An 18,585-nucleotide genomic window follows, 5' to 3' on the forward strand; every position below is an offset into this window, starting at 1 on the left:
TTTCTACACATTTATAGACTAAACTACTCTAAATCAAGCGAGAAATTTAAAATGGAGGGTTTAGGATGAAAAAAATCATACCCATAGTTGCTGTAACCTTGCTACTGAGTGCAGTGTTAGCTGGCTGTCAATCGGGCAATAATGCCCCATCTGGATCAGATAAGCAAGCTTCTATATCGTCAGTGGATCAACCGTGGATCGCAACAAAAAACACAACTCGTATAAACACTTCTGACCCTATTGAGGCAGCAGTTATCGTTTCACAAACCCTATGGACTGCACAGACGAAGAACAACAGACCTTCAAGTGTAGTATTAACGGATGTAAGCAATTGGCAGATTGCCGCGGTTAGTGCGGATTTGATCCATCATCCGAATAATGGCCCTATTCTTTTTACAACTATAGAGGGTGTCCCTGAGGCAACGTTAGCAGAGCTTAAGCGATTGAATCCTTTAGGCGCAGAAGGTAATAATGGTGTACAAGTAGTGCTCGTCGGACCCATGGCTTCCAATGTCGAAGAACAATTAAAGACACTGGATCTGAAAGTAGACCGAATTGAAGGGGACGAGCCTGCAGCTATAGCACAAGCCATTGATACTTATTATGCAAAAGCTTCTGGTGAACTTCCAAAGGCAGTCATTGTAGGTTCTATGGATAGTCCTGAGTACACACTGCCTGCAGTGAATTGGATCGCCCATATGCCAGAGCCGCTTCTCTATGTAACAAAAGATGAAATTCCAGACCCTACGGTTAATGCTTTGAAAGAGCGTGGAGGTTCGGCTACAATTTATATCTTAGGACCTGAAAAAGTTGTATCTACAGCAGTAGAAAAGCAATTACAGGAATTCGGCACAGTAACCCGTATAGCTGGAAAAGACATTTATGAGAATGCCATTGCTTTTGCTACTTTTAAGGACGCCAGCAACGGTTTCGGCTGGGACATAACGACACCTGGACATAATTTGTCTTTGTTGACTACCGATTCAACGATGCTGGCGATCGCCGCTGCACCTTTTTCGCATTTAGGGAAACATGCACCGCTTATCTTTACGGAAAAAGATGGGTTGCCAGATTCCGTGATGGAATATATGATGACCCTTCAACCTAAATTTCAAGATTCACCAGCAGAAGGCCCCTATAATCATGCTTGGTTAACTGGGGACATCAACGCAATAAAAGAAAGTGCTCAAAGCGAAATCGATGATATGCTGGAAATCTCACCGGTTGCAGGAGGCAATCCACATTCCGGTCACTAAGCCACGAAGAGGGTGAACAACTTGAATAAGCTTCAGGTACTGATCGTTGACGATGAATGGAACATGCGAAATTTAATTCGGATTTATTTAACAAGAGAAGGAATAACGACTAGAGAAGCGTCAACGGGGCATGAGGCACTCACTTTGCTGAAACAACAGAACTTTGATCTAATCCTGCTGGATGTGATGATGCCAGATATGGATGGCTGGCAGGTCTGTAAAGCCGTTAGAGAGGTAAGCTCTGTCCCCGTTCTAATGCTAACAGCTCGCTCGGAAACTAAGGACAAGGTTCGTGGCCTCGGAATAGGAGCGGATGACTATCTCACCAAACCGTTCGAGCCAGAGGAATTAGTCGCAAGAATTTATTCTTTGGTACGGCGTTCAATGCTTACATCGACCCAACAACCTCTGAAAAAGGTTCTGAGCTACCCTGAGCTAGCGATTTACCCGGATGCTCGTGAGGTACATATTCTGGATACAGCAGTTGAGTTTACACTCAAGGAATTTGATCTGCTAACGGCCTTGGCGCAAAATGCGCACCGAGTCTTTACGAGAGAAGAACTAGTGGAGCGTTTATGGGGCAATGATTATGAGGGTGAGAACCGTGTCATCGACACACATATTAAGAATATTCGCGAGAAATTACATAAGGCGGGTCTGTCTTATAATCCTGTTCAAACGGTATGGGGATTAGGCTATAAATTTGAGATCCCAGGTAATCATCTATGAAGAATAATATTATCGGACTGAAGCTCGGGTCAGTTATTATGTCTGTTTTTTTAGTTGTTTTGCTTATTCTTGGGATAACGATAGATCGAATGTTTACCAGTTTTTATTACAACGAGATGCAAAAAGAAACTGAGGAACTAACCTCGCATTTTATCGGAATGGCTGAATCGCCGGATAGTTCAAACGAGCAGATGATGAGTACTTTTGCAGAGTTTTCGGACGTGAGTATATTTAATATTTCAAAAGACGGTAGTGTCATTCTCCATTCGGGTGTTCATGACCGCGCAGATCGTTCATTCATAAATGCTTCGGATATTAGTCGGATATTTGCCGGAAAAAGTGTGGATTTTGAGTATACAGATCCTACTGGACACAGATATTTCATCACTGGAAAACCAATTTCAAATGGTCAAACCATCCAGTCTGCACTATATGTAATGTCCTCTACAGAGAACATGAAGCAATCCTTGGCTTCTATCCGTAACCTACTGTTGCTCGCAGGAATTGGGGCCTTTATATTGGCACTAGGAATTACGGGAATAATTAGTTTGTTGTTATCCAGGCCGCTGATCAAGATGCAGAAGGCGACTAGAAAAATTGCTGCCGGTGAATTGGAAACGAGACTTTCCATACGTAGTAACGATGAAATCGGATTTTTGGCAGGAGCTATTAACGACCTTGCTATAGATCTGCAAAGATACAGGGATACGCGTCAGGAATTTTTAGCCAACATTTCTCATGAACTGCGGACACCCATCACCTATTTGAAAGGGTATACCAAGGTCGTAAAAGATGGACTCTATGAGAACGAAGGGGAACGAGATCTGTATTTGGATATTATTCACGAGGAAGCGCATCGGCTTGAGCATCTGGTAGAAGATTTATTTGAACTGGCAAAGATGGAAGAAGGCAAGATCTCACTTACGCTGGACTGGATAGATCTTAAGCACATGGCAGAACAAGCGGTACGCAGAGTGGAATTGAAAGCCAAAGAAAAGGGACTTCAGCTGAAGATTATGTATCATGGAGATTCGTATAGGGTTCGTGGAGATGAAAAGCGTATGGAACAGATTATGATGAATCTTCTGGAGAATGCGATCCGTTATACGGATGAAGGTGAGATTACTGTCCATGTAGATGAGGATGCCGACGGGGATACCGTTTTATTTATTGTAGAGGATACCGGAATAGGTATTCCTGAGGAAGAACTACCCTATGTCTTTGAACGCTTCTACAGAGTTGAGAAATCACGATCCAGGCAATATGGTGGTACAGGTCTTGGACTATCCATTGTTAAAAAGCTTGTAGAATTACAGGGCGGTAAGATTCGAATTACAAGTCAGCCTGGAGTTGGAACCCGTTGCGAGGTGCTGTTACCTAGATTAACAAAATCCGAAAAATAAGAGCCAAAAGAGACTTTGCGTATGTACGCGAAGTCTCTTTTTACTTGAAGTCAACTAACGCTATTTTGCTGGCTCAAGCTCTTCAAGTGCCCATTCGCAAAATTGTATAGAGCTCTCCATATCGAGCACACGTTTCCGAATGAGTAAATAGCGTCCAAAAGTCGTTGCTTTTAATTCACGAGTCTCACCTCGTTCATCACGTAAGACTTCGTTAGCCTTCAGCAAGACCTTGTATCGTTCTAGCTCGCTTTTACAAAATTCCGCTCGTTTTTGTAGAAGTTCTTTTGCCTCCTCGGGTTTGGAGAGCCATAGACTATACAGCTTAAAATGTAGCTCGTCACGTAGAACTGGAGGCTCTGCTGGAGTCTCCACCCATCTCCGCAATTGCTCAAGTCCTGCTTTCGTAATGGAGTATTCCTTTTTATCCGGCTTATCCGACTGCTCAATGAGCTGATATGAAATATAACCTTGCTGCTCCATGCTCATTAGAAGAGGGTAGATTTGACTATGTCCTGCTCGCCATAACGGTTTGATATTCTGTGTTAATTCATATCCAGACAACGAATTAGCACTAAGTAAAGTAAGAAGTCCATAAGACAGTGTATTCATTACTCTGAAGCCCTCCAGTTATTATATATCCGTTATTATTGTGATTTTTAGGCATATGTCATCATTGACATATATTCAATATGATTATAACATTATTTAAGTTAAATTATATATGTAAAAGTAGACATATAAAAAAGATGAGGAGGGGTAGCGTGGACGTTAAACAAGAAAGTAAAATTCATTTTTGGCCTATAATGATTGCCATATTCTTCGGAAACTTCGTCTCTGTCTTAAGTACAACGACCATCAACATAGCTGTTCCTCTTTTAATGAATCATTTCCATTCGAACCTGAACACTATGCAATGGATGGTTACAGGTTTTATGTTAGCAACGGGAGTAACTGCACCACTTGCCGGATATCTGGGAGGCAGATTTAGCTATAAGCGACTGTATCTATTCGCTTTGATGGGATTCACCATGTTCTCCCTACTCTGTGCAATAGCTTGGAATCCAACCTCTTTGATTGTATTTCGAATGCTTCAAGGCTCTTGCAGCGGATTGATTATGGCTTGTACCATGACGATTATTTTCCAAGTGATTCCGTCTGAACGCAGACCTTTCGCTGTGAGCCTGTGGTCACTGTCCGCGATGGTTGCCCCAGCCATTGGTCCGACATTTAGCGGATGGTTACTTCAGTATGCAAGCTGGCACTGGTTATTCTTAATTAACATTCCCATTGGGATCATTGCTATTATTCTGACTGTAGCGTTAATTCCATACTATCGAATGAATGTTCCGAAGTCCTTTGATATTCCTGGATTTCTTACCGTAGTACTGGGGAGTTTATCATTGCTAACTGCATTTAGCCAAGGCAACAGCTGGGGGTGGAGTTCATGGAAGACCTTATCCTTAATCCTTGTGGGCATCGTTCTTCTAGTTTACTTTGTCTTGCACGAGCTGAAGGCGGAAGTACCACTGCTGAATCTGCGCGTCTTCCGAAATCGCCGCTTTACTGCCATGCTTAGTATCTATAGCCTGGTGACGATAGCGATGTATGCTGGAACTTACTTAACACCATTGTTCTTACAAACAGTAGAAGGAGCAACAACGCTTAAAACGGGGCTTATCTTATTGCCATCTTCGATTCTGCTGGCTTTACTTAGTCCAATCGTGGGTAAGATGTATCCAAAGTTTGGGCCTGTGAAGTTAATTTCTGCTGGTATTTTATTTATTTTCATCGGTTTATTCATGATGAGCCGGCTGCATACAAATGTTTCTTACAGCTTCATTATGTGGGCAATGGTTGTTCGGAATTTAGGTATTGGATTAGCTAACGTTCCGAGTAGCACAGCGTCTATGGAGGAAATTCCAGTCGAATGGTCAGGTCATGCCACATCGATCAACAACTGGGTTCGGAATGTGTTAAGCTCACTTGGGATTGCGGTGTTCACTTCTATTTTGTCCACAAGATCCTTACTGCACTCTAAAGAATTGATCAGTTCAGGTTCAGGTAATGCAGATTCGATAAGATTATTATCGTTCACTATGGGTGTGAATGATGTATTCGTAGTCGGCTCTATCATCGTGTTGTTTGGATTACCACTTATGTTTTTATTGCGCAAGAAGCGTAGTGTGATTTCTGTTCAAAGTGCGGGATAACCTTCGCATCACATTAGAAAAGCAGACCAAGGGCTAAGCCTTGATCTGCTTTTTTTATATGTTAAGTTAGTGCATCATGTCGCCCATTCCACCCATGCTGCCCACAATTTCCGGATTGATCATCCCGAATATCATCGCGATATGTGCTACAACCAAGAATCCACTGATGAGTATAAAATGGAGCTTCATTTTCTGTTCATCTGTTCGTTTACGAGCGATCAGACCAAGATCTAACAAAGCTAGCGGTAATAAGAAAAGCACTCCGCTCAAATAGAAGCCTACGGCTACCACGTCAACCCATGTGTGCCACTCACCATTCACTGACAAAGGGATGAATGCGGTAGGAAACAAGTAGAGGAATACCCCTGTGAAGTACAACCCGGCCAGAATGCTACAGATTTTGTTAAAGGTCCGTAAAGAGCCTTTTAGATTTTGGGTGAACAAAATAATAAACTCTGTAACGGTGATCGTCTCAGCAAAAATCACAGGGATCGCCATAAATAAAATCAAGTTCCAAGGCTGATTATCCGCTAGCAAAGACATATAATGGGTCATGTTCATAAAATACTCCTCCGATATATAAAAATAACTTTCGTACTGATCGTATTCGAGAAGTATGTGGAAAGTATGTAGAAACGAAGGTATTATAAATACATCCATTAATATCAATTGAGGGGAGCAAGACAGCAGTGGGAAGAGGACTACAAAGTATTTTATTTGATTTGGATGGTACATTAACGGACCCTAAAGAAGGCATAACAAAAAGCGTAGAATACGCATTGAACAAATTTGATATTCAGATCGAGCATTTGGATAAGCTTCTTCCTTACATAGGCCCACCTCTTTATGATTCATTTATCGAGCTGCATCAGTTCTCAGAGGAACAAGCGCAACAAGCAGTTGTATTCTACCGTGAGCGTTACAGCACCGTTGGAATGCTTGAGAATATGGTGATTGAAGGTATACCGCAATTGCTGGAAGACCTCAAGAATAAAGGATTTTCATTGTATGTAGCCACCTCTAAGCCTACTGTTTTTGCAGAACAAATTCTTGAGCATTATAAACTAGATCATTATTTTGAACATATCGGTGGTAGTAATCTGGATGGCACCCGTTCTAAAAAGAAAGACGTGATACAGTACGTACTCGATCAGAATGCTATTCTTCCGGAGGAAGCTGTGATGATTGGGGACCGAGAGCATGATATTATCGGTGCTGTAGGTTGTGGAGTAGAATCTATTGGTGTGACGTTTGGTTACGGACCTAAAGAAGAACTGGAGAATGCTGGGGCAGATCATATCGCTTATCGAGTAGAAGAAGTTGCGGATATCATCCAACATATATCATTAAGAGAGCGGTGTGCGAAATGATCCAACCTCGTAATTCAATCTTGGAGGGCAATACAGTCAAGCTGGTTCCAATGGATGACAGCCATGTAGAAGGGCTAGCGAGAGTATTAAGAAATCCAAACATCTGGGAATTTACTTGGCGAAAAATAACGTCGGACGAGCAGGTACAGGATTTAATCACAACCGCATTCACAAATCAAAACAATGAATCGCAAATTCCCTTCGTCATCATTGAAAAAGCTACTGGACAAATCGTCGGTACCACTCGAATCATGCATCCGGATTTGGTTCATCGCAATGCTGAAATCGGATGTACGTGGATCTCACCTGAATATTGGAGAACGAGTGTGAACACCGAGGCTAAGTCATTACTGCTTCACTATTGTTTTGAAGAGCTAAAGCTGATTCGTGTAGAGTTTACAGTGGTGAAGACTAATTTGAGGTCTCAAAGAGCGGTAGAACGATTAGGGGCTGTAAAAGAAGGGGTCCTACGCCAGCATAGAATTAGATCGGATGGTTCGATTCATGATAATGTTGTCTTTAGTATTTTGGATAAAGAATGGCCATCGGTAAAAGAAAATCTGCATTATTTATTAAATGAGAAGTACTCATAATTGTATAAAAGAAGCCAAGAGTCCCTCTCTTATGGAGAAGGACTCTTGCTCTATAGATCAGCCACTTGGCTGTTTATGGTTATTGTTTAGGACTTACAAGAATTTTCACTTGATTTTTTTCCTTCAAAAGCGCCTCAAACCCGTGTTCAATCACTTCGTTCAATTTGATTCTTTTAGTCACTAGTTTGTCTGCAGGGAAGTAACCTTGTTCCATGAGACTAATTACTGCTGGGAATACATCACGGTATCCGATGATACCAGTTAAATTACGTTCTTTAAGTACGATGTTGTTTGGAGTAATCGTAGCATCTTTTTCAAAAATACTAACGATCATGATTTGACCACTTAATTTAGTGGAATTGATAGCTTGTGTTAGAACGGGAGGGACACCTGTGACTTCAAAAGCAACATCCACGCCGCCATCGGTACGTTTTTGAATTTCTTCAACCACATCATATTGTTTAGGATCGATTACAATACCACCAAGTTCCTCAGCTTTGCTCTTACGTTCTTCTGAGAGTTCAACAACATAAATTTCAGCTGCACCGGAAGCTTTCAAAGCTTCAATCACAAGCAAACCGATAGGGCCAGCGCCAAATACTACAGCTTTATCTCCGACCTTCAATTGACTGGAACGAACAGCATGCAGAGCAACTGCAGAAGGTTCTACTAGAGCGCCTTGCTCATAGGACAAGCTGTCAGGAATTTTGTGCACCATATGTTGGTCTGCTGCAACGTATTCTGAGAATCCACCGCCGCCTCCAGCCAAACCTAGAAAACCCATTTTTTCACAAAGATTGTATTTGCCTTGTCGACAAGCTACACATTCACCACATGCAAAAACTGGTTCAACGACAACTCGATCACCAACATTAAACTTGCTAACGCCTTGACCTACTTCAACGATTTGTCCAGAGAATTCATGTCCCATTACGACTGGCGCTTTTTCACCAGTAAGGGGATGATCTGTACCTTGGGGAATGAAAATAGGACCGGCTACATATTCGTGAAGATCGCTGCCACAAATCCCGCACCATTCTATTTTGATTTTCACTTTTCCTTCAAGTGCTGCTGGTTCTTCAATCGTTTCTAACCGTAGATCTTTGACGTTATGCCATCTTAATGCTTGCATATCATTCATCTCCTAGATTAATTAATTGATAATAAATAGTGTTTTTATCCTGGAAAAGAGGAAACGTTTCCGAGAACAAATATGTCACATAATTTTCATATTGTCAAATTTAAATACTAAAATATTAATATCAAAAATTAGTGAAAAATTTCACCTAAACTTAGCGATAACAGGCATATATAGACTGTGTCGTACTTGCTATAAGTGCTTTTATAAGTACATATATGTTATAATAAATACATCGGAAAAACGGCTTGAATGAGACGGATAGATTTAATAATAGCTATGATTACGGAAACGATTCCGAAAATGAGGGGACTATCAACTTGGCTAATAAAAACAAAGTAACCATAGAGGATGTAGCGAAACGAGCGGGAGTAGGTATTGCTACTGTTTCAAGAGCGATTAATAATTCGGAGGGAATTAGTTCCAAGACTAAGGCATTAGTACTGCAAGTGATTGAGGAGATGGGTTTTACACCTAATACCTCTGCACAAAGTCTGAAGATTCGCCAAACGAAGCAAATCGCTCTGGCCGTTCCCGACATTCGAAATGCCATTATTCCAGATATCGCCTGGTCCGTGGAGCAAGCAGCTAAACAGGACGGCTATCGAGTCATTCAGATTAATACTTCCGGAAATCCGCGGACAGAGCTCGAAACGATTCGCGAGATCAAGAAATTACATGTTGATGGACTCATTATCATGCCTCTTGCTTATCCCAAGACTATGGTAGAGCTAATTAATAAATCGAGTGTTCCTGTCTCCATCATTAACTACGGGAAACGAATTACAGAGAATGTGAAAGCGGATATCGTAAGCCTGTCACGTTTTGAGGGCCAGCTAATCATGGAACATCTAAGCAATATTGGCCGAACTAGAATTGCTTACGCAGGAGCTCAGAAGGATCTCATTGAGGATCGTTATCTTGCCTATCAGCAGGCGTTAAATCAAGTGGATATTTCTTTGGTTTATTTTGGGGAGGATTTCTCCTTGCAAACGGGGGTACAAGCTGCAGATTATTTCTATAGCCTGACCCATATGCCAGATGCAATATATGCTGTAAATGACATGGTTGCTATAGGGATTGTAAACCGATTTAAAGAGTTAGGCGTTCGTGTTCCTGAGGATGTGGCAGTGGTAGGGGTGGATAATAACGCATGGACAACCATTACTAGTCCGCAGATTAGTTCGGTCTCGATCATGGGCAATGAAGTCGCCCGATTGGCTACTCAGCTTCTGTTGCAACGCATTCAGGATAATATTACGGGCGACTACCAAAGGGTGCAGCTTGATCCGCGTTTAATTGTGCGAGAGTCTAGTGTTTCGGTTAAGCGTAGTACGACAGGTTGAAAATCCTCTAAATCCTGTTAGACTTAATACTAAGTAAGTTGATGGGGGAATATGAAATGAGGAGATTATTATGGCTAAAATATATAAAAGCGTAACAGATTTGATTGGTAATACACCGTTATTGGAAATTTCGAAATATAGTAAATCTCAGAACGTTGAAGCAAAAATCCTTGCCAAGTTAGAGTCTTTTAATCCTGGAGGTAGCGTCAAGGATCGTATAGGTTATGCGATGATCAAAGATGCTGAGGATAAAGGCTTAATTCATAAGGATTCTGTAATTATAGAGCCAACAAGTGGCAATACCGGCATTGGCCTTGCAATGGCTGCAACCAGCCTTGGGTACCCGTTGATTATCGTTCTTCCGGATACATTCAGTATTGAACGCCGTAAGGTGATGGCTGCGCTTGGTGCTAAGCTTGTATTAACACCTGGAGCTGAAGGGATGAGCGGTGCTTTGAGAAAGGCGGAGGAATTGGCAGCGGAAATTCCACATGCATTCATTCCACAACAATTCAGCAACCCAGCTAACCCGGAAATTCACAGAACGACTACAGCGGAAGAAATTTGGCGAGATACTGATGGAAATGTAGATATTTTTATCGCAGGTGTTGGTTCTGGAGGCACCATATCAGGGGTTGGGGAAGCTTTGAAGGCTAAGAACCCTTTGGTACAAATCGTTGCTATTGAACCGTTTGATTCACCAGTATTATCTGGTGGCCGGCCTAGTGCGCATGGAATTCAAGGAATTGGGGCTAACTTCATTCCGGAGATTTACAATAAAGAGGTTGTTGATGAGATTTTTCAGGTGAAGAATAAAGACGCATTTAATGTAGCGCGTGAAATTGCCAAGACCGAGGGATTACTTGTAGGGATCTCGTCTGGCGCCGCGGTATATACAGCTACACAAATTGCTAAACGTCCAGAAAATAAAGGGAAGACGATTGTGGTGATTTTGCCGGATACTGGTGAACGTTATTTAACAACTACTCTGTTTGATTTTAACGAATAGATTGGTTTGACCTAAGATAATACAGAAGAAGTGGCTAGAATTAACGAATTGAATCAAACCCATCGGATGAGTGCAGATCCGGAGTATTTAAATTTCTAGCACTGAGGTTAATACAAACAAGGAGGCTCAGCGGAATGCTGAGTCTTTTTGTGTATTTAGTAATTAAAGAGTGATCAATTCAGCCCCTTATTTTACCATTGGCTATGGTACAATATAGCATAAATCGTAGTAGTTCTAAAAAAGGAGTATGAAACGTGTGAATGTGTTCAAAAAAGTTAGAAATAATTATGTGATTTGGCATGCAAATCGTATTCAGTTACTGGATTTTCCTTCAAGTCCTGTCGTTAGAAAGAAAGTGGTTTTCTCAGGTAGAGTTCAAAACGTAGGATTCCGCTTGGAAATATATACGATTGCTGAAAGAATGAGATTAACGGGTACGGTTAAAAATTTAAAAGACGGAAGTGTAGAGGTAGAAGTACAAGGAGAAGAGCAGCAAATCTCTTTTTTAGTTCATTGCATGAAATCATTGAAACGGGCATCTGTAAAGAAAGTAACTATGAGTGATCTGCCTCTTAATGAGAGTGAGAAAGGTTTTACGATAGTGAAATAAGTACATATGGATTAGTAGAATTCTGAAGTAGATTATATTGCGCTAGATTAGGAAGATAGAGGAGAAAAACATGAATAGATTAATTGGGATTAAAGTTTCTCAGTTCATTTTTCTGATCATTTTAACAATCGCTTGCTTTACATATGGTATTGATATTATTGATCAATTCGATGGAAAGGTATTCAGCCACGCGGCTGTACCCTTTGGGTCCTCTTTGAGTTTTCTTTGTTTATTGATTAGTGTTGGAATAATGCTTGGATTTTTAATTGAAGGGACATCCGTGTTCAGTACAATCATTTTAATGTGGCCGTTGATACATATTGGTCTTGTAATTCTCTTATTTATTGTTGGGGCGCTGCTTTGGGAATTACTCTATGTAATAGCCCTTTATCCTTTAATATTATTGCCTATTAATTTAATTGGTGAGGGAATATCATTAGGGTTTCAGTTAAATCGATTAGTTTTTCGTAGAGATCAAAATAAATTATCAGAGTTTTTCATAAGCATATTGATTAACCTAATTATTATTATTTTCATTATTATAGCTATATCTAAACCTGAAAGTGCTAATTTCTTTATGTAAATTTGGCGGCCGGGGCTTTATGTAACATCTGGATGTGTGGTTTATTGAATAGAACAAAATGGAACTATTGTGTAAACTGAGCGTAACCGATAAATAAAAGAGATTATGATAGAGCAGGAGGTACATATGAACTACAGAATTTTTAGAAAAATGCTTCTTACCACACTTGCCACCCTGATGTTAAGTGTTTTGCTTCTTCCGGTTTTAACTTCAGCTAAGACAGCTGTACCTAAGCATACTGGGTCATTTTATGTGAATGATTTTGCGAATGTGATCGACGAGAAAGCTGAGAATTACATGGTGAACTATGGGATTCGATTACATCAGGATACGGGTGCTCAAGTCGTAGTGGTGACAGTCGATTCTACAAATGGAGTTTCGATGGAAGAGTATGCAACTTCGCTATTCAATAGCTGGGGCGTAGGCTCTGCGGATAAGAATAACGGGCTTTTGCTACTGCTTTCTATAAAAGATGATGACTACTGGGCGGTACAAGGTAAGGGTATTGAGGACACGTTGCCTAACAGTAAGATTAAAGATATTCTCTCTCAATATCTTGAGCCGGATTTTGCAGCTAAAACTTATAGTAACGGTGCACGTAAAACTTATGGCGCTTTTATTCAAGCCATGGGTGGGACCTGGGTGGAAAATGTCGGCACCAAAAACTATGTATCCGATAATGCCGGTGTACTCAAAAAAGTAACAAAGGATTATTTGAACGAATCTAGCAACAGATATAAAACTACAACTGGCAGCGGAATTTATGTGGTTACTATAAAGAACGCAGGAGATAAAACACTTCAGGATTATACCTACATGAAGTTTGCCTCCGTTGCTGCTGGCCCTAAGGATGTTATGCTCGTGCTAGACATAGGTGGAGACAACTATCATGTTCTGCAAGGGAAGGACATCGACAAGGTTCTAACTAATGATGCAATCAGCAATATTTTGGATACTGTACTTGAGCCCCAATTTGTGAAAAAAGATTACGGAACGGGAGCTACGGCAACTTCTAATGCTTTGTACAGCTTCTTATTGGCTAGAGCGGATCAATCCGTTGGAGCGACGGGAAATAGTGGAGGCACTACAGCCGCCAATTCTCCCTCAACAACCACTTCAGCAAAGGAGACTAGTGTTAGTGTAGGTAAAGGTCTTCTAATTTACTTATTGATATTTGCTCCGCTCATATTGTTCGGATATGGTCTTTCACGACGCAATAAATATATTGAAATGTACGGTTTGCCATTTAATCCGTATAGCCCAAGAAATATTCGTCGGTATGGGAATTGGTACGGTCAAGCGGATTACGGTTATGGTAGACGTTGGCACAGACGTTATAATAATCACCATCATAATCACCACCATCATCATAGAAACACACCATCCAATAACTCACAGTCAAGCTTCTGGGGAAACAGTGGTGGAGGCGGATCTACTAGAGGTGGCGGAGCAGGACGATATTCCTCAAGCAACGAGAATCGTGGGGGCGGAGGCTCGAGTAGAGGCGGAGGTGCAGGTAGACATTCTTCCAGCTCCTCCAGCTCTTCCAGCAGCAGCTACTCTAACAATGATAGTGGCTCTTCCGGTGGAGGAGGTTATTCCGGCGGTGGTGGCTCATCAGGTGGTGGGGGTAGCGCCAGCAGTGGTGGTGGAGCGGGTAGACACTAAATAAATCATGCAGTTAATAAGAGGTACAAAGGAGCTGTCTCACAAGTAGAAATTCTACTACTGAGACAGCTATTTAAATGGAAAAAAGCTTATGTACCCCGCTCAGTTTCTAGTATAAAACCATCTGAATAATGAAGACACGACTAACAAGACCACAAGAACACTTGCCAATGTGAAAAAGATAACCTGGTTGAAGAAAGATGAGATAATACTTCCAAATGAAAGCAACCAAATCATTAAATTTATAGTGGAGTTGTAACCTTTTAATTTGATACTTTGATTTCTTTCATCTTCTTCATAGATCACCATTTCTTCAAGCGCATTCTCGTCTTTAAGCAGCTTTCTAAGCTGTATTATGTTCATTACACAGACGCCTTCAATACCAAAGAAAAATCCTGTGATATACGCATCAATAGAAGCAAAATCTCCCGTGGTATTGAGCAATTTAATGATGTAGGTACCTATTACAGCAAGTCCACCAATAACAGCGATAACTATTTTGGCACGTAGGCGTTTTTGAATCCGCGCTTTATATTTTTGATTCATCATTTTCCTCCACCTCAGAGAAATCAAATACTTCCTCAATCATTAATCCAAAATACTTAGCTATTTTATAAGCAAGGATTAAAGAAGCTGTGTATTTTTCATTCTCAATTGAAATAATGGTTAAACGAGTGACACGAACCGCTTTTGCTAATTCCTCTTGAGATATTTTTCGCTCTTTTCGCAATTCTCTTATTCTTGTTTTCATGTCATGCTCCCGTGTAATAATTAATATCGAAAATTGCTTTCATGATGAAAACCGAAAACGACAACGTCGTACTTTCTTATTATATCAATAAAAAATTTTATCACAATCAAAATAAGTATAGTTAACTATACAATTTATGTATAGTCTGCTATACTTATTTTGGGTTTCTTAAGGAGGATTGTGCGATGCGCAAAATTGAACTGAAAGATGTGAAAAAAACATTCGGGCGTGTAAATGCTATCAATGGATTGAGCCTTTCCATTCAGGCGGGAGATGTTTACGCCTTATTGGGACATAATGGAGCTGGGAAAACAACTACTCTTCGTTTCTTATTAGGACTTTTAGAGCCTGATGAGGGAGAAGTAGCAGTATTTGGTTGTAATCCTAATCTAGAGGGTGACACTGTTCGTAAAATGTGTGGTGTTTTATCAGAAGACGTTGGGTTATATGAGCCTTTGAGTGTATATGATAACTTAAGTTATTTTGCTCAAATATATGGTATGAAACGTAGTGATTACGACAAACGAATAGACGAGCTATTGAGTGATTTTGAAATCCTAGATAAGAAGCATTTGCCTGTTAAGGGCTTTTCTACAGGGATGAAGAAGAAGGTTGCTTTAACTAGAGCCTTACTTCACAAACCCAAAATCCTTCTATTAGATGAGCCCACGAATGGACTAGATCCAGTAAGCATTGATCATTTAAGAGTAATGCTGCATGATTTAGCACAGAAGTACGGGACCACCATTATTTTGACCACACACAATTTAGAAGAAGTAAAAAAGATCTGTAATAAGATCACAATAAAGCGACATGGGAAAAACGTATATACTAACACAATGGCAGCATTGAAAGAGCAAGCCAATAGTAAAGTCCGTATTATCTGCAACCAAGATTTGTCCGCTGATTTGGAACGTCTTCATACGGCATTGTCTAGTCTTGAAATAAATATTGAATACAAGGTACAGCAAAACACGATTATCGTTGAACTAACAGAAAATATTGCGATTTCGAAGTTGATTAAAGTGTTAGCCACATTAGAGATAGATGTGAAGAATATTGAAACTAAGGAATTTGACCTCGAAGAGCTGTATATGCAGGTAGAAAATGGTGAGAAACCAAATGAATGAAATAGAAATCGTCTTTAGGATGCAGATAAAAGAGTATTTCAAGGATAAAGGCGCTCTGATCTTTCATTTATGTGCTGTAGTTCTCATAGGGATCGTTGCTCCTTTATTTCGAATGAACGATACTGTTTTGTTGAGCGGAGCAATCTTATTTCCACTTATTCTGTTAAAGCAATGGACAGCCAATAGCTTTGCGGGTGAGAAAGAAATGAAAACGATAGAAACATTATTATCCTCACCCATTAAGAGCAAAAGCCTATTCTATGGAAAATGTATGTATTGCTTCGTTTGCAGTGGAGTTTATTATTTATCCATATTCATTCTAATGCTGTTAGTGAAGACTTTCACAAAAGAACATTTTCAAATCAATTTTTGGGAATGGGTAGGTATGTTGATTCTATTTATTCAAATTTTATTAACCGTCACTTTAATAGGAGTAGATAGATCCATTACTTCTGACGATATTCAGACAGCGAATAGTAAGCTAACCGTAGTTTTTTATCCGATTTACATATATATTGTTATTCTTTTTAATTTATTTACTCAGCATTTGATGGTGGCTACTTATTTACTATCAGCAGTATTTTTAGTCGTTTTGATGGGGGTTAACTCTTATTTTATCTTTATAAAAGTTAAGAAAATGGATCGTTCGTATTTTTTGCGGAGTCATTTAAAAAGGTAGGTGTTTCTGATGAAATCACAAATATCTAGTGTACTTCATCATGAATGGAAATATTTCGTAGCTTTAAAGCGATTTCGGTTTAGCATGCTTTTCTTAATCGTTGCACCAGCCATCTTTACGATGCTAGCCTATATTTATTTTGGCAAATTGAACTTTTATTATCCAATCATCATTATGGCTCTAGGTGTGCCTCGAATAACAGTAAATATGATCTCATATTCGATTGGAGGAGAAAAAGTATATAAGACCTTTGAATCTTTATTGTCAACGCCAATACGAACAGAGTCAATGTTCATTGGGAAGAGTATGATTGCAATCCTGATTTCACTAGTAATGCTAGTAGTATCGTCATTGTTTACTTGGCTGAGCGCAAACTTCATCCAATATGTTTTCATGCATGAAACCAGCCTCATTTGGTTCTCAACAGCACAAAGTATATTAATCTTTGATAATCTTCTGATTTGCATATTCATGATCTTTATAACTGGAATATTATCCATGGTAATGCAAAAGCCGCGACAAGGATTACATATTGCTTCAGCGCTAAGCTTCTTGACGATGGTACCTTCTTTACTGGTTACATTTGGTGTAAAGCATCCATTAGAATGGTCAGCAGGGATTATGATTATTTTGCTAGGAATAAATCTATTCTTGATTTATTATGTGTTGAAGCGAATAAAGAGACCGCAAATAATGGCGAAATTATAAAGGAAAACTAACAAACAATCGCCGTATGATGAGAATCGTACGGCGATATTTTTGTGTATGCTCAGAAACTTACGTATAACTAGTAATTCCCTCAACAGAAACTTTTCATGGAATTTATCGTCTATGATAAAGTTAGACATTTATTTTAAATTCCGTAATAGTCAGGGAGGAAAAAGAAGTGAGCACTTCATCATTACCTCAACGTTCCACCGTACGCAAAAAGAAGCCAACAAAAAAACGTAAGAAACGGAGCTTTTTCCGAACACTATCCAAAGTGTTTTTATTCTGCATAATTTTGTTGATTGCTGGAGGCGGTTGGTTTTACTTTGCACCTTCGGCTAAAAATCTGCGCTATTCAATCGCTGATACACTGATTACAACACAGCACCGCTACATGGCTAAATATATTATTGGTGAGGACGGATTAAAGAACAGAGTGACTGAATATAGCGCCCAATTTGAAGAGATGGGGGTCGAAAAGGACACACATACCATCACTCCTGAACCTGAAGTAAAAGAGAAACCACTGGTCGAGATAGAAAATGTCTCAGGTACTGGATATTCAGGATATGTCATGATCGTTAATGATCCTACTAAAGTCCGTTTGGGAATTCCGGATAAAATAGGGTCAGGTGAGAAAGTAACTAGTATGGTGAAGCGCACAGGTGCTATCGCTGGAGTTAACGGTGGTGGATTCGCTGACCCCAACTGGAAAGGTAACGGATTTAAACCTATCGGTATTGTGATCTCACAAGGTAAGTTATATTACAACGGTCTCGGTGGCAAGAAATCCACGCAAATCGTAGGTCTTGATAAACAAGGGAAGATGGTTGCTGGAAATTATACTTTAGACGAGATTAGTAAAATGGGTGTTCAGGAGGCAGTAACTTTTAGCCCTCGTTTAATCGTCAATGGAAAAGGATTGATTAAGAACGCGGCTGAAGGTTGGGGAATTGCACCAAGAACAGCGATGGGCCAGCGAGCTGACGGAGCGATTATATTTGTTATTATTGATGGAAGACAACCTACTTATAGTATTGGGGCAAATCTATACGATGTGCAGCAAATCCTTCTTAAGCATGGAGCAGTGATTGCTGCCAATTTGGATGGGGGTTCTTCTACCGTACTGGTAAAAGACAACGAGATTATGAACAAGCCATCTTCTCAATATGGGGAACGATATTTACCTACGGCTTTTCTTGTATTTGAGCACCCTGAGCAAGTCGATATGCCGAATATTTGGAAGGGACTTGACCCCTCCAAAATTGATGCTGCTAAGAAGCGTACACGCTAAAGCACTCTTAATACGTAAATAAGATAAGGATTATCTTGGATTGCCATGTGAAAATATGCTACGATATCACCTAGCATGAAACAGAATACAGAACTAACAGGTCTGGAA

20 protein-coding genes are annotated in these 18,585 nt (G+C 40.1%); 15 read left to right on the forward strand and 5 right to left on the reverse strand.

Annotated elements, in window-relative coordinates:
* The first annotated feature begins 65 nt into the window (after positions 1 to 65).
* Genes MKY52_RS26495 through MKY52_RS26505 form a run of 3 tightly spaced genes read left to right on the forward strand, consistent with a single transcriptional unit; the run spans position 66 to position 3,388 of the window.
* On the forward strand, positions 66 to 1,256 hold the full coding sequence (locus MKY52_RS26495; protein ID WP_341054612.1) for a cell wall-binding repeat-containing protein: 1,191 nt from the start codon (positions 66 to 68) through the stop codon (positions 1,254 to 1,256).
* 21 nt (positions 1,257 to 1,277) lie between these two features.
* Positions 1,278 to 1,985: a response regulator transcription factor gene (locus tag MKY52_RS26500; protein WP_179086671.1), complete on the forward strand. Its 708-nt coding sequence runs from the start codon at positions 1,278 to 1,280 to the stop codon at positions 1,983 to 1,985.
* Complete coding sequence (locus MKY52_RS26505; protein ID WP_341054614.1) at positions 1,982 to 3,388, forward strand: sensor histidine kinase; 1,407 nt, start codon at positions 1,982 to 1,984, stop codon at positions 3,386 to 3,388. Before MKY52_RS26500 ends, MKY52_RS26505 begins: the two co-directional genes overlap by 4 nt.
* 60 nt (positions 3,389 to 3,448) lie before the next feature.
* Here the strand turns inward: MKY52_RS26505 and MKY52_RS26510 are convergent, their stop codons facing one another.
* The gene (locus MKY52_RS26510; protein ID WP_341054616.1) at positions 3,449 to 3,997 is read right to left on the reverse strand and encodes a PadR family transcriptional regulator; all 549 of its coding nucleotides are present in this window, start codon (positions 3,995 to 3,997) and stop codon (positions 3,449 to 3,451) included.
* 152 nt (positions 3,998 to 4,149) lie between these two features.
* Between MKY52_RS26510 and MKY52_RS26515 the strand changes: the two genes are divergently transcribed.
* Positions 4,150 to 5,598 (forward strand): MDR family MFS transporter, encoded by a 1,449-nt coding sequence (locus tag MKY52_RS26515; RefSeq protein WP_341054618.1) that lies wholly within the window; start codon positions 4,150 to 4,152, stop codon positions 5,596 to 5,598.
* A gap of 66 nt (positions 5,599 to 5,664) precedes the next feature.
* Here MKY52_RS26515 and MKY52_RS26520 read toward each other — a convergent pair whose 3' ends face one another.
* Positions 5,665 to 6,159, reverse strand: coding sequence for a DUF6803 family protein (locus tag MKY52_RS26520; protein ID WP_341054620.1), 495 nt, complete (start codon positions 6,157 to 6,159; stop codon positions 5,665 to 5,667).
* Positions 6,160 to 6,287: 128 nt separating this feature from the next.
* On the opposite strand from MKY52_RS26520, the gene MKY52_RS26525 reads away from it, so the two are divergent.
* Both MKY52_RS26525 and MKY52_RS26530 read left to right on the forward strand, forming a co-directional pair.
* On the forward strand, positions 6,288 to 6,968 hold the full coding sequence (locus MKY52_RS26525) for an HAD family hydrolase (RefSeq protein WP_341054622.1): 681 nt from the start codon (positions 6,288 to 6,290) through the stop codon (positions 6,966 to 6,968).
* Positions 6,965 to 7,561 (forward strand): GNAT family N-acetyltransferase, encoded by a 597-nt coding sequence (locus tag MKY52_RS26530; protein ID WP_341054623.1) that lies wholly within the window; start codon positions 6,965 to 6,967, stop codon positions 7,559 to 7,561. Before MKY52_RS26525 ends, MKY52_RS26530 begins: the two co-directional genes overlap by 4 nt.
* Before the next feature lie 79 nt (positions 7,562 to 7,640).
* On the opposite strand, the gene MKY52_RS26535 is transcribed toward MKY52_RS26530, so the two are convergent.
* The gene (locus MKY52_RS26535; RefSeq protein WP_042187954.1) at positions 7,641 to 8,693 is read right to left on the reverse strand and encodes a 2,3-butanediol dehydrogenase; all 1,053 of its coding nucleotides are present in this window, start codon (positions 8,691 to 8,693) and stop codon (positions 7,641 to 7,643) included.
* A gap of 326 nt (positions 8,694 to 9,019) precedes the next feature.
* Between MKY52_RS26535 and MKY52_RS26540 the strand changes: the two genes are divergently transcribed.
* The 5 genes from MKY52_RS26540 (at position 9,020) to MKY52_RS26560 (ending at position 13,915) form a co-directional block, all read left to right on the forward strand.
* The gene (locus tag MKY52_RS26540; protein ID WP_042193856.1) at positions 9,020 to 10,045 is read left to right on the forward strand and encodes a LacI family DNA-binding transcriptional regulator; all 1,026 of its coding nucleotides are present in this window, start codon (positions 9,020 to 9,022) and stop codon (positions 10,043 to 10,045) included.
* Positions 10,046 to 10,115: 70 nt separating this feature from the next.
* The gene (gene cysK, locus MKY52_RS26545) at positions 10,116 to 11,054 is read left to right on the forward strand and encodes a cysteine synthase A (protein WP_341054627.1); all 939 of its coding nucleotides are present in this window, start codon (positions 10,116 to 10,118) and stop codon (positions 11,052 to 11,054) included.
* A gap of 247 nt (positions 11,055 to 11,301) precedes the next feature.
* Complete coding sequence (locus tag MKY52_RS26550) at positions 11,302 to 11,664, forward strand: acylphosphatase (RefSeq protein WP_341054628.1); 363 nt, start codon at positions 11,302 to 11,304, stop codon at positions 11,662 to 11,664.
* A 70-nt stretch (positions 11,665 to 11,734) separates the two neighbouring features.
* Complete coding sequence (locus tag MKY52_RS26555; RefSeq protein ID WP_341054630.1) at positions 11,735 to 12,247, forward strand: hypothetical protein; 513 nt, start codon at positions 11,735 to 11,737, stop codon at positions 12,245 to 12,247.
* 126 nt (positions 12,248 to 12,373) lie between these two features.
* Positions 12,374 to 13,915, forward strand: coding sequence for a TPM domain-containing protein (locus MKY52_RS26560; RefSeq protein WP_341054633.1), 1,542 nt, complete (start codon positions 12,374 to 12,376; stop codon positions 13,913 to 13,915).
* A 102-nt stretch (positions 13,916 to 14,017) separates the two neighbouring features.
* Here the strand turns inward: MKY52_RS26560 and MKY52_RS26565 are convergent, their stop codons facing one another.
* A complete protein-coding gene (locus MKY52_RS26565; RefSeq protein ID WP_341054634.1) occupies positions 14,018 to 14,464 on the reverse strand; it encodes a hypothetical protein in 447 nt (148 codons plus the stop codon).
* Complete coding sequence (locus MKY52_RS26570) at positions 14,445 to 14,666, reverse strand: helix-turn-helix transcriptional regulator (RefSeq protein ID WP_076135000.1); 222 nt, start codon at positions 14,664 to 14,666, stop codon at positions 14,445 to 14,447. Before MKY52_RS26570 ends, MKY52_RS26565 begins: the two co-directional genes overlap by 20 nt.
* Positions 14,667 to 14,851: 185 nt before the next feature.
* Here MKY52_RS26570 and MKY52_RS26575 point away from each other — a divergent pair, with 185 nt between their 5' ends.
* The 4 genes from MKY52_RS26575 to MKY52_RS26590 all read left to right on the forward strand — a co-directional run bounded on the left by MKY52_RS26575 (position 14,852) and on the right by MKY52_RS26590 (position 18,477).
* On the forward strand, positions 14,852 to 15,796 hold the full coding sequence (locus MKY52_RS26575) for an ABC transporter ATP-binding protein (protein ID WP_341054637.1): 945 nt from the start codon (positions 14,852 to 14,854) through the stop codon (positions 15,794 to 15,796).
* Positions 15,789 to 16,475, forward strand: a complete 687-nt coding sequence (locus MKY52_RS26580) for an ABC transporter permease subunit (RefSeq protein WP_341054639.1) — start codon at positions 15,789 to 15,791, stop codon at positions 16,473 to 16,475. The genes MKY52_RS26575 and MKY52_RS26580 overlap by 8 nt, the downstream gene beginning before the upstream one ends.
* A gap of 9 nt (positions 16,476 to 16,484) precedes the next feature.
* Positions 16,485 to 17,183, forward strand: a complete 699-nt coding sequence (locus MKY52_RS26585; RefSeq protein ID WP_341054641.1) for a hypothetical protein — start codon at positions 16,485 to 16,487, stop codon at positions 17,181 to 17,183.
* Between the two features lie 178 nt (positions 17,184 to 17,361).
* Positions 17,362 to 18,477: a phosphodiester glycosidase family protein gene (locus MKY52_RS26590; protein ID WP_341054643.1), complete on the forward strand. Its 1,116-nt coding sequence runs from the start codon at positions 17,362 to 17,364 to the stop codon at positions 18,475 to 18,477.
* Positions 18,478 to 18,585 lie beyond the last annotated feature (108 nt).

It is taken from the genome of Paenibacillus sp. FSL P4-0184 (assembly GCF_038004625.1).
Taxonomy (GTDB): Bacteria; Bacillota; Bacilli; order Paenibacillales; family Paenibacillaceae; genus Paenibacillus_AQ.